Origin of the sequence: Stenotrophomonas sp. GD03654, from assembly GCF_029845105.1 — a bacterium.
Taxonomy (GTDB): domain Bacteria; phylum Pseudomonadota; class Gammaproteobacteria; order Xanthomonadales; family Xanthomonadaceae; genus Stenotrophomonas; species Stenotrophomonas africana.
Window position 1 is genome coordinate 1 of sequence record NZ_JAOCLC010000058.1, and the last position, 14,770, is coordinate 14,770.

At 66.8% G+C, this 14,770-nt stretch carries 15 protein-coding genes; 10 read left to right on the plus strand and 5 right to left on the minus strand.

Features of this window, described 5'->3' with window-relative positions:
* Positions 1-31 precede the first annotated feature (31 nt).
* Positions 32-535, minus strand: coding sequence for an SsrA-binding protein SmpB (gene smpB / locus N5J73_RS18455; RefSeq protein ID WP_049446298.1), 504 nt, complete (start codon positions 533-535; stop codon positions 32-34).
* Between the two features lie 57 nt (positions 536-592).
* Between smpB and N5J73_RS18460 the strand changes: the two genes are divergently transcribed.
* Positions 593-1,018 carry a type II toxin-antitoxin system RatA family toxin gene (locus N5J73_RS18460; protein WP_010484449.1) on the plus strand — a complete coding sequence of 142 codons (426 nt, stop codon included), beginning with the start codon at positions 593-595 and terminating at the stop codon, positions 1,016-1,018.
* Positions 1,019-1,021: 3 nt separating this feature from the next.
* Positions 1,022-1,279, plus strand: a complete 258-nt coding sequence (locus N5J73_RS18465; protein WP_049446300.1) for an RnfH family protein — start codon at positions 1,022-1,024, stop codon at positions 1,277-1,279.
* 35 nt (positions 1,280-1,314) lie between these two features.
* Here the strand turns inward: N5J73_RS18465 and bamE are convergent, their stop codons facing one another.
* Positions 1,315-1,707, minus strand: coding sequence for an outer membrane protein assembly factor BamE (bamE, locus tag N5J73_RS18470; protein ID WP_049446301.1), 393 nt, complete (start codon positions 1,705-1,707; stop codon positions 1,315-1,317).
* Between the two features lie 103 nt (positions 1,708-1,810).
* Here bamE and fur point away from each other — a divergent pair, with 103 nt between their 5' ends.
* Complete coding sequence (gene fur, locus N5J73_RS18475; protein WP_005409235.1) at positions 1,811-2,218, plus strand: ferric iron uptake transcriptional regulator; 408 nt, start codon at positions 1,811-1,813, stop codon at positions 2,216-2,218.
* A 58-nt stretch (positions 2,219-2,276) separates the two neighbouring features.
* On the opposite strand, the gene N5J73_RS18480 is transcribed toward fur, so the two are convergent.
* The gene (locus N5J73_RS18480) at positions 2,277-3,521 is read right to left on the minus strand and encodes an SGNH/GDSL hydrolase family protein (protein ID WP_049446304.1); all 1,245 of its coding nucleotides are present in this window, start codon (positions 3,519-3,521) and stop codon (positions 2,277-2,279) included.
* Between the two features lie 97 nt (positions 3,522-3,618).
* Here N5J73_RS18480 and N5J73_RS18485 point away from each other — a divergent pair, with 97 nt between their 5' ends.
* Positions 3,619-4,536, plus strand: coding sequence for a LysR family transcriptional regulator (locus N5J73_RS18485; protein WP_049446306.1), 918 nt, complete (start codon positions 3,619-3,621; stop codon positions 4,534-4,536).
* Between the two features lie 57 nt (positions 4,537-4,593).
* Here N5J73_RS18485 and recN read toward each other — a convergent pair whose 3' ends face one another.
* A complete protein-coding gene (gene recN / locus N5J73_RS18490) occupies positions 4,594-6,255 on the minus strand; it encodes a DNA repair protein RecN (protein WP_049446307.1) in 1,662 nt (553 codons plus the stop codon).
* Positions 6,256-6,370: 115 nt separating this feature from the next.
* Between recN and hrcA the strand changes: the two genes are divergently transcribed.
* From hrcA to N5J73_RS18515, 5 genes are all read left to right on the plus strand, one after another.
* On the plus strand, positions 6,371-7,435 hold the full coding sequence (hrcA, locus tag N5J73_RS18495) for a heat-inducible transcriptional repressor HrcA (RefSeq protein WP_008266321.1): 1,065 nt from the start codon (positions 6,371-6,373) through the stop codon (positions 7,433-7,435).
* Positions 7,436-7,498: 63 nt separating this feature from the next.
* Positions 7,499-8,014, plus strand: coding sequence for a nucleotide exchange factor GrpE (gene grpE, locus N5J73_RS18500; protein ID WP_049446309.1), 516 nt, complete (start codon positions 7,499-7,501; stop codon positions 8,012-8,014).
* A gap of 182 nt (positions 8,015-8,196) precedes the next feature.
* Entirely contained in the window at positions 8,197-10,119 is a 1,923-nt protein-coding gene (gene dnaK / locus N5J73_RS18505; RefSeq protein WP_049446311.1) for a molecular chaperone DnaK, read from the plus strand.
* A 154-nt stretch (positions 10,120-10,273) separates the two neighbouring features.
* Positions 10,274-11,401: a molecular chaperone DnaJ gene (gene dnaJ / locus N5J73_RS18510; RefSeq protein ID WP_049446313.1), complete on the plus strand. Its 1,128-nt coding sequence runs from the start codon at positions 10,274-10,276 to the stop codon at positions 11,399-11,401.
* A 36-nt stretch (positions 11,402-11,437) separates the two neighbouring features.
* A complete protein-coding gene (locus tag N5J73_RS18515; RefSeq protein ID WP_279941277.1) occupies positions 11,438-12,190 on the plus strand; it encodes a hypothetical protein in 753 nt (250 codons plus the stop codon).
* 172 nt (positions 12,191-12,362) lie between these two features.
* Here N5J73_RS18515 and N5J73_RS18520 read toward each other — a convergent pair whose 3' ends face one another.
* Positions 12,363-13,160 (minus strand): helix-turn-helix transcriptional regulator, encoded by a 798-nt coding sequence (locus N5J73_RS18520; protein WP_049446314.1) that lies wholly within the window; start codon positions 13,158-13,160, stop codon positions 12,363-12,365.
* A gap of 72 nt (positions 13,161-13,232) precedes the next feature.
* Between N5J73_RS18520 and N5J73_RS18525 the strand changes: the two genes are divergently transcribed.
* Positions 13,233-14,432, plus strand: coding sequence for an MFS transporter (locus N5J73_RS18525; protein WP_049446316.1), 1,200 nt, complete (start codon positions 13,233-13,235; stop codon positions 14,430-14,432).
* Positions 14,433-14,770: the final 338 nt, after the last annotated feature.

The following is a 14,770-nucleotide window of genomic DNA, read 5'->3' on the forward strand; positions in this document are numbered from 1 at the left end:
GCTCGACTCGACAGGGTGATGCGCAGCCGCCTTACGCGTCGCGGTTGCCGCGACGCATGACACGCTGCTTTTCGATCGCCCAGTCGCGGTCCTTGGCGGCATCGCGCTTGTCGTGGGTCTGCTTGCCTTTGGCCAGAGCGACTTCGAGCTTGATCTTGTTCTTGCTCCAGTACATCGCGGTGGGCACGATCGTGTAGCCATCGCGCTCGACCTTGCCCACCAGCTTGTCGATCTCGCTCCGGTGCAGCAGCAGCTTGCGATCGCGCCGGTCGTTGGCCACGACATGGGTCGAGGCCTGGATCAACGGCGTGATCTGCGCGCCGATCAGGAAGATCTCACCATCCTTCACGTAGGCGTAGGCGTCGACGATGTTGCCGCGGCCCGCACGGATCGACTTCACCTCCCAGCCCTGCAGGGCCAGGCCGGCTTCGAAGCGGTCTTCGATGTGGTACTCGTGGCGGGCACGCTTGTTCAACGCGATGGTCTTGGTGGCCGTCGCGCTCTTTGCTTTATCCTTGCCGCTGTTCTTGCTCATTTCCGTATTGTCTCCGATTCGGGCCTGCCCGGTCGATTGCCGAAACGTCCTGTATTCATGCCTACTATCCGCCGCAGCGCCCTGGTCGAACATTCGGCCGCGCGCATGTTCGACCTGGTCAATGACGTCCAGGCCTATCCGCGCCGCTTCCGCTGGTGCTCGGCCGCCCAGATCCTGGAGCAGGGCGAGGACCGCCTGGTGGCGCGTCTGGACCTGGGCCTGGGCTCGTTCAGCACCTGGTTCCAGACTGAAAACACCCTGCAGCGCCCGCACAGCATCGACATGCAGCTGCGCGATGGCCCGTTCAAGCAGCTGCACGGCCGCTGGGAGTTCCATGCGCTGGCCGAAGATGCCTGCAAGGTCACCCTGACCCTGGATTTCGAGCCCAGTTCGCGCCTGCTCGGTCCGGCGCTGGCGTTGGGCTTCCAGAGCCTGGCCGACCGCATGGTCAACGACTTCATCCGCGTTGCCGACGAGGCCTGAGCGATGATCGAGGTCGAGGTGGTGCTGGCTTGGCCGCAGCGGGTGCTTTCGCGCCGGTTGCAGCTGGACGAGGGCGCGACCGTGGCCGAGGCGATTGCCGCTGCCGCGCTGGAAGGCAGTGCCGACTGCCCGGCGGTGGCCGTGCATGGGGTACTGGCGCGCCCGCAGCAGGCACTGCTGGATGGCGACCGCATCGAGCTGCTACGCCCGTTGCAGGCCGACCCCAAGGACAACCGCCGGCGACGCGCGCTCGGCGGTTGATTCCCGCGACCCGTCCCGGAGGACGGGCAGGGGCCTCAGCGGCCCTTCTTCTTCTTGTCCTTCGGCAGGTTGCGGCCGAACTGGCGCACGGTCTGCTGGGCCAGGGCCTTGTCGTTGCCCGGGAAGTAGTCGCCTTCCCAGCGGGTCACGTTGTCGTTCTCGAAGAACACCACGAAGTTCTTCACCTCGGTACGGCCCAGGCGGTTCACGCGCTGGCTGGAGGTGTAGTCCCAGCGCTGGGCGTGGAACGGGTCGGGAATGGACGGGGTGCCCAGCAGCGCGGTGACCTGCTGCTTGCTCTGCCCGACCTGCAACTTGGCCACGGCATCTTCCCGGATCAGGTTGCCCTGATAGATGGGTTGCTTGTAGATGATGCCGCACCCGGTGGTGGACAGGGCGACGGCGGCGACCAACAGGAGATTGCGCATCGGGACTGGCGGTTGGGGAAATCAAACCGATGATACACTCCCGGCGTGCCACCGCGACCCAATCCGAGGCAGCTGGCGCTAAATCGCCAATGAACGGAGACCTATGGAAACCCACGACCTGCGTAAAGTCGGCCTGAAGGTGACCCATCCGCGGATGCGGATCCTGGCGCTGCTCGAGCAGCGCAATGCCCAGCACCACATGACCGCCGAAGACATCTACCGCCAGCTGCTCGAGCATGGCGACGAGATCGGTCTGGCGACGGTCTACCGGGTGCTGACCCAGTTCGAGGCCGCCGGCCTCGTGCTCAAGCACAATTTCGAAGGCGGCCAGGCCGTCTACGAGCTGGACCGCGGCGGCCACCACGACCACATGGTCGACGTGGACAGCGGCAAGATCATCGAGTTCGAAAGCCACGAGATCGAGGAGCTGCAGCGCAAGATCGCAGCCGACCACGGCTACGAACTGGAAGAGCACTCGCTGGTGCTGTACGTGCGCAAGAAGCGCAAGTAAGCCGTTCCGGCCAGCCAGATGCGACGAAACCCCGGGCCTGCCCGGGGTTTTTCGTTGCTTACGGTAGATCCACGCCACGCGTGGATGGACCCATCAGCACCTCCAGATCCACCGCCTCGGCCATCGCCCGGTTCCCCGCATCACCCGGATGCAGGTGATCGCCGGAGTCGTAGGCGGCGGCCATCCGTGAGGGGGCGACCGGGTCGCGCAGCGCCGCGTCCAGGTCGATCACCGCGTCAAACGGGCTGTCCGTGCGCAGCCAGGCATTGAGCTGCTGGCGCAGGACCTCCTTGTCCGGGCGGTAGTAGTCGTCCAGCGGCGTGCCGGGCAGGGCGCCGGCGAACGGTGTCAGGGTGGCACCTACGATCCGAACACCTCGGCCTCGGGCCTGCTCGGCCAGGGCGCGATACCCCGCCTGCAGTTCGGCCAGCGTGGGCCGGGCCTGGCTCCGGGCGAACGCGGTGCCGGGCCAGCTGATGTCGTTGATACCGATCAGCACGACCACACTGGCCACGCCGGGCTGATCCAGCACGTCACGCTGGAAGCGGGCCAGGGCGGATTCGCCCATGCCATTGCGCAGCAGCCGCCCCCCGGAAATACCGGCGTTGATCACGGCAACGCCCCGCGGTGCCAGACGCGCGGCCAGGTGGTCGGTCCAGCGCTGGTCCTGGTCCAGGCTGGCGGTGGCGCCGTCGGTGATCGAGTCGCCGAGCACCACCACGCTGCGTGTGTTGGCGGCGGCCTCGACCTCGATGCCGGCCAGGAACAGCCGGGCAGTGGTGCTGCTGGCCCCGCTCAGAGCCTGGGCCAGGCTCTGGTCGCCGGGCGCAATCCAACTGGTCTGCCGACCCTCCCAATGGAACGTCTGCACTGGCGTCGGCCCCGGCACGAAGACGCTGACCTGCAGCGCCTGCCGGTTATCCGTGGCCAGTGGCAGCGGATCGCTCAGCCGTTCCTGCCCGGGGCCGATCAGCACCCCGGGCTGGCCGTCGAAACTGAGCGGCTGCGGGATGTCCCCCGCCCGGGCGGCCACGCTCGCCGCTCCGATCCGCAGCGGCTGCGTGCCGTAGGCATTGCTCAGTCGCACCCGCAGCCGAGGCCCGCCCAGGCTGATGCGCGCCGTCTGGCGGAAGGTCTGGTTCTGCAGTGCGGCCGGGACCAGGGTCGGGAACAGGAACGCCCCACCCCAGACCGGTTGCGGGCTGGCCTGCCAGCTGGCGACCCAGTGCGGGACAGTTGAGGCGCCGGCGGCCCCGGACAAGGTGAGCAGGGCGGTGGCGGTGAGCAGGCGCAAGCGGTTCATCGGGCGGTCCTGAGTGAAGGAAGCGCCATGGTGATTCCGCACGCATCTGTGAACTAGACTGCGCATGGACAATCATCTGTGAACCGGATTCATCGCCATGGCGCGACCCGACATCAACCGATCCGGCGAACTGGAAGTGTTCGTGCGGGTCATCGAGACCGGCGGCTTCTCCGCCGCCGCCCGCACGCTGGACATGACGCCGTCGGCGGTGAGCAAACTTGTGGCCCGCCTGGAGCAGCGGTTGGGTACGCGCCTGCTGCAGCGCTCCACCCGCCAGCTGCAGCTGACTCCGGAGGGCTGTGCCTTCTATGAGCGCGGCCTGCGCGTACTGGCCGATCTGGAGGAGGCCGAGCGCTGCGCCAGCGCTCATGCCGAGCCGCGCGGACGCCTGCGAGTCAATTCCAATGTCCCATTCGGCCAGCACTTCCTGTTGCCGCTGCTGCCGGCGTTCCTCGAGCGCAATCCGCAGGTGGGTGTGGACCTGACTCTCAACGACGAGGTGATCGACCTGCTTGAGCAGCGCACCGACGTGGCGGTGCGCGCCGGTCCGCTGAAGAGCTCCAGCCTGGTGGCACGGCGGCTGGGCGCGACGCGGATGATGATCGTGGCCGCGCCGGCCTACGCGCAGCGGCATGGACTGCCGCGCAACGTTGAGGAGCTGCTGTCGCACAACCGTCTGGACATCGGCCATGCGCGTGCGATGCAGGGCTGGCCCTTGCTGCAGGACGGACGCGAGCGGATGGTGCTGCCCAGTGGCAATGCCCGCGCCAGCAATGGCGATGCGTTGCGGCAGCTGGTGTTGGGAGGGCTGGGCATGGCACGCCTGGCAGCGTTCCAGGTGCAGCAGGACATCGCCGCCGGGCGCTTGCTGCCGGTGCTGGAAGAGGCCAACCCAGGTGACCTGGAAGAGGTGCACGCGGTGTTCCTGGGGCAGGGCGGTTACCTGCCGCTGCGGGTGCGCGCGTTTCTTGATTTCCTGGTGGAGAACGTCGACCTGACGCAGCCACGGGGGTAGTGCCGGCCGCTGGCCGGCAACCTCACGGTCTTCGGCCCCCGATCACGGGTGCCGGCATTACACCTGCAGCAGCTTCCGTGCGGCGGCGCGCGCTTCCTTGCTCACCTCCACGCCGCCCAGCATGCGCGCCAGCTCTTCCTCGCGCGCCTTGCTGTCCAGCTTTTCCACCGCGCTCTGGGTCATGCCTTCCACCGGGGCCTTGCTGACCCGGTAGTGGGCATGGCCCTTGGAAGCGACCTGCGGCAGGTGGGTCACGCACAGCACCTGGCGCTTCTCGCCGAGCGCGCGCAGCTTCTGGCCAACGATGTCGGCCACTGCACCACCGATGCCGGAGTCGACTTCGTCGAACACCATGGTCGGCACCGCATCCAGATCCAGTGCGGCCACTTCAATGGCCAGCGAAATACGTGACAGTTCACCGCCCGAGGCCACCTTGCGCAGGGCGCGCGGCGGCTGGCCGGCGTTGGCCGCCACCAGGAACTCCACCCGTTCGGCACCCTGCGGGTCGGGCTTGCCGGAATCCTGGGGCTCCAGCTCGATCAGGAACTGGCCGCCACCCATGCCCAGCTCGGCGATGATGCCGGTGGTGGTGGCCGACAGTTCGGCCGCAGCGCTGCGACGGCTGGCGGTCAGCACGTCGGCCTGTGCGCGCCAGGCGGCGGCGGCCTTGTCGATCTCGCCGGCCAGGCGCTGCAGGCGTTCGTCGGCGCCGCGCAGCTGCTCCACTTCGGCGTGCATGCGCTCGCGCTGCGCGCCCAGTTCGTCCATCGGCACGCGGTGCTTGCGGGCCAGGTCGTGCAGGCGGCCCAGGCGGCGCTCGTTCTCCTCGAACTGTTCCGGGTCGGCGTCGAGGTCGTCATGCACCCGGTCCAGCAGCGACAGGGCTTCGTGAAGCTGGATCGAGGCGTTCTCGATCAGGCCATCCACCTCGCCCAGGCGCGGGTCGTGCTCGATCAGGCGCGACAGCTCGTGGCGCACCTGCTGCAGCAGGTCCAGCGCAGAGCTGCCGTCGTCGCCGTTGAGCTGGTTGCTGGCGGCCTGGCAGGCGCTCAGCAGGGCGCTGGCATGGGCCTGGCGACGGTGGCTGGCGCCGAGTGCGGCAATCGATTCGGGTTCCAGGTCCTCGCGGTCCAGCTCGCGCAGCTGGTGCTCCAGGAAGCCGATCCGGTCACTGACGTCGCCCTGTTGCGACAGGGCCAGCGATTCATCGACCAGCGCCTGCCATGCGCCAGCGGCGCGGCGGACCTGGCGGCGCTCGTTCTCGTTGCCGGCATAGGCATCCAGCAGGGCCAGCTGCGACGGGCGCGTCAGCAGGGCCTGCTGTTCGTGCTGGCCATGGATCTCCACCAGCAGCGAGGCCAGGTCGCCCAGCTGCGCCAGGGTCACCGGTCGGCCATTGATCCAGGCCCGCGAACCGCCATCGGCGCGGATCACCCGGCGCAGCTGGCACTGCTCCTCATCGTCCAGCTCGTTGTCGGCCAGCCACTGGCGTGCGGCCTGCAGCTGGTCCAGCGCGAACTCGGCCGAAAGCTCGGCGCGGGCGGCGCCGTGGCGGACCACGCCGCTGTCGGCGCGCAGGCCGGACAGGAAGCCCAGCGCGTCGACCATCAGCGACTTGCCGGCGCCGGTCTCGCCTGAAACCACGGTCATGCCTGGCCCGAACTCCAGTTCGGTGGCGCGGACGACGGCGAAATCCTTGATCGAAAGATGTCTGAGCATGGGTAAGGGGGTATCAGCAGCCGCGCAACGCTAGCACGCGCGCGAGGGAGGTCCAATGACTTGCCAAGGTGATGCGTCGCCATTATCTAGTGTCCGTGTCTCACAGGTTGATTCCATGCACGGTTCTCCCGACCAGCTTGCCCCACGTGCGCGCCATCTGCTGCGCACGCTGATCGCGCGGTACATCCAGGACGGCGAGCCGGTCGGCTCGCAGACACTGGCGCGCGTGGCCGGCCTGGAGGTCAGCCCGGCCACCATCCGCAACATCCTCGGCGACCTGGAGGACCTGGGGCTGTTGGCGTCGCCGCACACCTCGGCCGGCCGCATCCCGACCGCGCACGGTTACCGGGTGTTCGTCGACAGCCTGCTGCAGATGCAGCCGCCGGGCGAGGGCGAACTGGCCCGGCTGCGCCAGGAACTGGCCGGCGGTGGCAGCACCCAGGCCCTGCTTGGCAGCGCCTCGGAGCTGCTGTCGGCGATGAGCCACTTCGTCGGCGTGGTCAGCGCGCCGCGGCGCGAGCAGTTCGCCTTCCGCCAGATCGATTTCGTGGCGCTGGACGGGCGCCGGGTGCTGGCGATCCTGGTGTTTGCCGACAACGAGGTGCAGAACCGGGTCATCGAGACCCGCCAGGAGTTCGCGCCGGGCCAGCTGGAGCAGGTGGCCAACTACCTCAATGCCCATTTCGCTGGCCTGCCGATGGCCGAGATCCGCACCCGCCTGCTGCTGGAGCTGCGCGACGCCCGTTCCGAGCTGGAGCAGCTGCTGGCGCACAGCATCGAGCTGGCCGAGCAGGCCCTGCAGCCGGCTGCCGACGACATGCTGGTGGCCGGCCAGACCCGTCTGATGGGGGTGCAGGACCTGTCCGACCTGGAGCGCCTGCGCGAGCTGTTCGAGCTGTTCTCCAGCAAGCGCGAGATCCTGCAGCTGCTGGAGCGGACCATCCAGGCGCCGGGCGTGCGCATCTTCATCGGCGAGGAGACCGGGATGATGCCGCTGCAGGGCGTCTCGCTGGTCACCGCCCCGTACACCGCCAATGGCCAGGTGCTGGGCGTGCTGGGCGTGATCGGCCCCAAGCGGATGGCCTACGACCGCATGATCCCGCTGGTCCAGGCCACCGCCGATGTACTCGGGGCAGCCTTTTCACCGGCCGGGCGCACTCCCGGAACATCCGACGCTTGAAACGCAGCATCCCGCCCACACTAGGGTGGGTGGAGGCGGAGATTGACCGCCAGGGACCCAGACATGAACCACGAACATCCAGATATCGAATCCCAGCAGAGTGCCGCCGATGCGGCCGCCACCGCCGGCGTCAACGACGAAGTTGAGCGCCTGCGCGCCGAAGTTGAGCAGGTCAGGGCCGATGCGCTGCGTGAGCGCGCCGACCTGGAGAACCAGCGCAAGCGCGTTGCCCGTGACATCGATCAGGCCCGCAAGTTCGCCAACGAGAAGCTGCTGGGCGAGCTGCTGCCGGTATTCGACAGTCTGGATGCAGGCCTGAAGGCGGCTGGCGACGACCCGCATCCGCTGCGCGAAGGCCTGGAGCTGACCTACAAGCAGCTGCTGAAGGTCGCCGCCGACAACGGTCTGGTCCTGCTGGATCCGACCGGCCAGCCGTTCAATCCGGAACACCACCAGGCCATCAGCCAGGTGCCGGCGCCGGGCGCCGCCCCGGGCAGCGTGGTGACCGTGTTCCAGAAGGGCTACCTGCTCAACGAGCGCCTGCTGCGGCCGGCGCTGGTGGTGGTGGCCGCCGACTGATCGGCCGTGCCGGGTGATGCCCGGCCGCGGTCGCGCCAGGCAACGCCTGGCAAGCTTTTCCAGGCGCTGAACACAGCGTTCGGGAGGTGGCTTGAATGTTCCACGAGCCTCCCCCACATCGTATTCATCCACCGGCCGAACGGCCGGACTGACACCAACAAGCATCCTCAGGAGTCTCCCCCATGGGCAAGATCATTGGTATCGACCTCGGCACCACCAACTCGTGCGTGGCGATCATGGACGGCGGCAAGGCCCGCGTCATCGAGAATTCGGAAGGCGATCGCACCACCCCGTCGATCGTCGCCTACACCAAGGACGGCGAAGTCCTGGTCGGCGCCTCGGCCAAGCGCCAGGCCGTCACCAACCCGAAGAACACCTTCTACGCGGTGAAGCGCCTGATCGGCCGCAAGTTCACCGACGCCGAAGTGCAGAAGGACATCGCCCACGTCCCGTACGGCATCCTGGCCCATGACAACGGCGATGCCTGGGTGTCGACCAGCGATGGCAAGAAGATGGCCCCGCAGGAAATCTCGGCCAAGGTGCTGGAGAAGATGAAGAAGACCGCCGAGGACTTCCTCGGTGAGAAGGTCACCGAAGCGGTCATCACCGTGCCGGCGTACTTCAACGACAGCCAGCGCCAGGCAACCAAGGACGCCGGCCGCATTGCCGGCCTGGACGTCAAGCGCATCATCAACGAGCCGACCGCGGCCGCGCTGGCCTATGGCCTGGACAAGGGCGACAACAAGGATCGCAAGATCGTGGTGTACGACCTGGGCGGCGGCACCTTCGACGTCTCGGTGATCGAAATCGCCAACGTCGACGGTGAAAAGCAGTTCGAAGTGCTGGCCACCAACGGCGACACCTTCCTGGGCGGCGAAGACTTCGACAACCGCGTTATCGAGTACCTGGTTGAAGAGTTCAACAAGGACCAGGGCATCGACCTGCGCAAGGATCCGCTGGCCCTGCAGCGCCTGAAGGATGCTGCCGAGCGCGCCAAGATCGAGCTGTCCAGCGCCCAGCAGACCGAAGTGAACCTGCCGTACGTCACCGCTGACGCGTCGGGTCCGAAGCACCTGAACATCAAGCTGACCCGCGCCAAGCTGGAAGCGCTGGTGGAAGACCTGATCAAGAAGTCGATCGAGCCGTGCCGCGTCGCCCTGAACGATGCCGGCCTGCGTTCGAGCGACATCAGCGAAGTGATCCTGGTCGGCGGCCAGACCCGCATGCCGAAGGTGCAGCAGGCGGTGACCGAGTTCTTCGGCAAGGAACCGCGCAAGGACGTCAACCCGGACGAAGCCGTGGCACTGGGTGCTGCGATCCAGGGCGGCGTGCTGGGCGGCGACGTCAAGGACGTGCTGCTGCTGGACGTGACTCCGCTGTCGCTGGGCATCGAGACCATGGGCGGCGTGTTCACCAAGATCATCGAGAAGAACACCACCATCCCGACCAAGGCCTCGCAGGTGTTCTCCACCGCCGAGGACAACCAGTCGGCCGTGACCGTGCACGTGCTGCAGGGTGAGCGCGAGCAGGCCCGCTTCAACAAGTCGCTGGCCAAGTTCGACCTGTCCGGCATCGAGCCGGCCCCGCGCGGCCTGCCGCAGGTGGAAGTGTCCTTCGACATCGATGCCAACGGCATCCTGCATGTGTCGGCCAAGGACAAGAAGACCAACAAGGAACAGAAGGTCGAGATCAAGGCCGGTTCGGGTCTGTCCGAGGAAGAGATCGCGCGCATGGTCGCCGACGCGGAAGCCAACCGCGAAGAAGACAAGAAGTTCCAGGAACTGGTGCAGGCCCGTAACCAGGCCGACGCCCTGATCCACGGCACCCGCAGCGCGATCACCGAGCACGGCAGCAAGGTCGGTGGCGATGTGATCGGCAAGGTCGAGGCGGCCCTGGCCGACCTGGAAACCGCGATGAAGGGTGACGACAAGGCACAGATCGAAGCCAAGTCGAAGGCGCTGGAAGAAGCGGGCCAGTCGCTGTTCGCCGCTGCTTCGGCCGACCAGGGCGGTGCCGCGGGTGCCGACGCCGGTAATGCCGGCAAGGCGCAGGACGACGTGGTCGACGCCGAGTTCACCGAAGTCAAGGACGACAAGAAGTCCTGATCCGGACCGACACGGGACGCTGGCCATCAGCGTCCCGTTGTCGCATCAGGGTCCTGACCGCCCACCGGCGTGTCGGGGCGCCCGACGCAAGAGCGGACCTGGTTCCGCTCTTCCGCTTTGACGAATCCCGACTTTCCGGAACCCGATTCACGATATGAGCAAGCGCGATTACTACGAAGTGCTGGGCGTTGCCCGCACCGCCACCGACGAAGAGCTGAAGAAGGCCTACCGTCGCTGTGCGATGAAGTTCCACCCGGACCGCAACCCGGGCGATACGGCGGCCGAAGCCTCCTTCAAGGAGTGCAAGGAAGCCTACGAAGTGCTGTCCGACGGCAACAAGCGCCGCATGTACGACAGCCACGGCCACGCCGCGTTCGAGCACGGCATGGGCGGTGGCGGCGGTCCGGGCGGCCCGGACATGAACGATATCTTCGGCGATATCTTCGGCAACATTTTTGGCGGTGGCGGCGGTGGTCCGCGCCAGGCCCGTCGCGGTGCCGACATCGGCTACGTGATGGAACTGGACCTGGAAGAAGCCGTGCGCGGCGTCGAGCGCCGGATCGAGATCCCGACCCTGGCCGAGTGCGGCGACTGCGATGGCAGTGGCTCCGAGGACGGCAAGGTCGAGACCTGCAACGTGTGCCATGGCCGCGGCCAGGTGCGCATCCAGCGCGGCATCTTCGCCATGCAGCAGGCCTGCCACAACTGCGGCGGCCGTGGCCAGATCATCGCCAAGCCCTGCAAGACCTGCCACGGCAACGGTCGTGTCGAGGAAGACAAAGTGCTGTCGGTGAAGGTGCCGGCGGGCGTGGATACCGGTGACCGCATCCGCCTGCAGGGCGAGGGCGAGGCCGGTCCGGCCGGTACGCCGCCGGGCGACCTGTACGTGGAAGTACGTGTGCGCGAGCATGCGATCTTCCAGCGCGATGGCGATGACCTGCACTGCGAAGTGCCGATCCGCATCTCGCAGGCGGCACTGGGCGACACCGTGCGCGTGGCCACCTTGGGCGGCGAGGCGGAGATCCGCATCCCGGCAGAGACCCAGACCGGCAAGCTGTTCCGCCTGCGTGGCAAGGGCGTGCGTTCGGTGCGCAGCCGCAGCGAGGGCGACCTGTACTGCCGCGTGGTGGTGGAGACTCCGGTCAACCTCACCAACGAACAGCGCAAGCTGCTGGAGCAGTTCGAAGCCACCTTCGTCGGCGAGGAGGCGCGCAAGCATTCGCCGAAGTCGGCCACCTTCATGGATGGCGTGAAGGGCTTCTGGGACCGGATGACGTCCTGAGTTTTCAACGCAAGTGTTGAACGGTAGCGCCGGGCCATGCCCGGCGTTTTCGTGTTCGAGGGTCTTACAATGCGCGACATGGTCCTGCACCTGCATTTCGAACCGCGCATGGCACCTCGCGCCATTCTGTACGGGGCGTTGACTGCAGCCTTGTCCTTCATCGGCACGGTATCGGCCGACGAGTGCCGCTTGGACACGCCCTTGTCCGGCCCGCAGGCAGCGCCGACATCAGCTCCGGGCACGCAATGGACCTACTCCGGGGGTGCGGGTTTGCCGGCGACGCCGATGCTGCTGAAGGCAGTCCAGAACGGTCAGCGTGAACTGGAGATTGCGGAGGGCACTCTGCGGCGTGAATGGATCGATACGTACGCCGACGTCAATCCGCTGCGCAAGGGCGACAAAGTGCTGCTGCGCTTCCCGCTCAAGGTGGGTGACCAGTGGCAGGACAGGTTCGAGGAGCCCGGAGAGTTCAACGCGCGTTCCGGCCGTTATCGTTACGACTACGAAGAACAGGGCCAGAGCCGGGTAACGGCCATCGAAACCGTGCGCACTGCAGTGGGAGAAGTCAGCGCCTATCGCATCGAGCGTGAAGCGCGGTGGCGGAAGTCCAATGCGCGAGCAGTGCCGGGGCGGACAGGCCCAATGCAGGTGATGGCGTGGTCGAGGGCCTGGAGCGAAGCATCAGCTGGTACGCACCCGACGCTGGGCGGGTCGTACTGCGGCGTCGTGTCAGCGGCAATCCGGCGTTTGCCGCGTACTTCTCTGCAGAGGACGACACCGACAATCTGAGCATTACCGAGCTGGTCGGATTCCAGCAGCCCGGAGGTTGCCGGATCGAGGGTGTGCCGGTGCAGGCACGCGTGGCAGGACAGGTTTTCCCGTTGCACTATCCGCTGGTGGACAGTGATACATGGGAATTTCGTCTGATGCGCGATCCACATGTGCCCGCGGACCGTTAGCATCATCGGAAAAACGCCGCCGGTGTCTGCCCCAGCTGCCGCTTGAACATGCTGGTGAACGCGCTTGGGCTGTCGTAACCCATTGCCAGCGCGACATCGATGACCTTGTCGCCGACCGCCAGCCGTTCCATCGCGGCCAGTAGCCGCGCCTGTTGTCGCCACTGTCCGAAGGTCATGCCCAGTTCGCTGGCGAAATGACGCTGGATGGTTTTCACGTCCACCTGCAGGGCCTGCGCCCAATCCTGCAGCGTGGCGTCGTCGCCGGGATGCTTCTGGATGTGCTGGCAGATCCGCTGCAGGCGCGGGTCGGTGGGTGAAGGCAGGTGCAGCGGCAGCGCGTCCATGCGGTGCAGCTCGTCCAGCAGCAGGCGCACCACGCGGCCGTCGCGGCTGTCTTCCACATGCGCGGTCTCGATCAGGCTGGCGGCCAGCAGCAGCTCGCGCAGCAGCGGCGCCACCTGTACCGCGAACGCTTCGTCCGGCAGCTGCGGCGCGAAGTCCGGTTCCACGTACAGGCTGCGCATGTGTACTTCGGCGATGCAGTCCACCGCATGGGCCATGCCGGCCGGGACCCAGATCGCGCGGGTTGAAGGCACTACCCAGCGGCCGCCGTCTGCACGCACCACCATCAGTCCGGACATGGCGAACACCAGCTGGTGACGGCGGTGCCGGTGGGGCGCGATGTGGGTCCCGGGCTTGTAATGGCGGGCGCGGCAGGTCACCGGGCGGTGCACCGGAACCTCGTTCCACGGCGCAGTCTCGCGGACCTGGCAGGGGATGTCCTTTTTGCGATATGCCATGACCCGAACGCGGCAGAAGGGAGGGGGAGGTCACCGTAGCATGCGTGGCTCGCCCCCAACCTGACTGTATCCATGTCGACCCTGGCTTCTCCCGCAACCACCTCACGCCCGGTGGCCCCCGGCGTGCTGGCCGCCATCTCCACCTCGCATGTCGTCAACGACATGATGCAGTCGCTGATCCTGGCCATCTATCCAGTGATCAAGGGCGGCTTCGACCTCAGCTTCACCCAGATCGGCCTGATCACACTGACCTACCAGCTCACCGCCTCGATCTTCCAGCCGTTGATCGGCATGGCTACCGACCGCCGCCCGGCGCCGTATTCGCTGCCGATCGGCATGGCCTCGACCCTGTGCGGCATGCTGCTGCTGGGCTTCGCACCGAACTACGCGGTGGTGCTGATGGCGGCGGCGATGGTCGGCATTGGTTCGGCCATCTTCCATCCAGAAGCCTCGCGCATCGCGCGGCTGGCCTCGGGCGGTCGCCATGGCTTCGCGCAGTCGGTGTTCCAGGTGGGTGGCAATTTCGGAACAGCGCTGGGCCCGTTGATTGCCGCCGCAGTGATAGTGCCGTATGGCCAGCACGCGGCATCGTGGTTTGCCGGCGCCGCCCTGATCGGCATCGCATTGCTGACCTATGTCGGCCGCTGGTACGCGCTGCACCTGGGCACCCCGCGTCCGGCCAGCACCGCGTCTATGGCCCCGCGGCATCCGTCGCGCACCGTGGCCAAGGTGCTGGCGATCCTGCTGGTGCTGATCTTCAGCAAGTACTTCTACATGGCCAGCATCGGCAGCTACTTCACCTTCTACCTGATCCACCACTTCGGCATCCCGGTGGCACAAGCGCAGCTGCATCTGTTCGCGTTCCTGGTGGCGTCGGCCGCCGGTGGTTTCCTCGGCGGTCCGCTGGGCGACCGCATCGGCCGCAAGCCGATCATCTGGACCTCGATCCTTGGCGTGGCCCCGTTCGCGCTGATGCTGCCGCATGCCGATCTGCTCTGGACCACGGTGCTGGCGGTGCTGATTGGTTTCGTGTTGTCCTCGGCGTTCTCGGCGATTGTGGTGTACGCACAGGAAATGATGCCGCATCGCATCGGCATGGTGTCCGGCCTGTTCTTCGGCTTCGCCTTCGGAATGGGTGGACTCGGTGCTGCCGTGCTCGGCCTGCTGGCGGACAAGACCAGCATCGAGTACGTCTACCAGCTGACCGCGTTCCTGCCGCTGCTCGGTATCGTGGCGGCGTGGCTGCCGCCGTCCCGGCCTGCTGCTCACTGAGGGGGTTGGGTTTGCAGGGCTTGCAGCCCTGCACCTGCAGAGGCAACGTCAACAGCAGAAGCGGGCTATCCGTGGGTTGGCGGGGCGGCTCCGGTTGCAGGGGGCGCCGTAAACCCATCCCTGGGGGCTTGGCCGCGGCATCCATGCCGCGGACACCCCTGCAACCGGACCCACCCCGCCTTCGACAGTTTTCCGTGATCTGCCGGAACGGCGTACTGCTCTGGTAGGTGTCGACCTTGGTCGACACGGTAGATCCATGCCATGCGTGGATGAATTCATTCGATATCTGACAGATGTGTCGACCGAGGTCGACACCTACCAACAGTCGTGCGGCACAA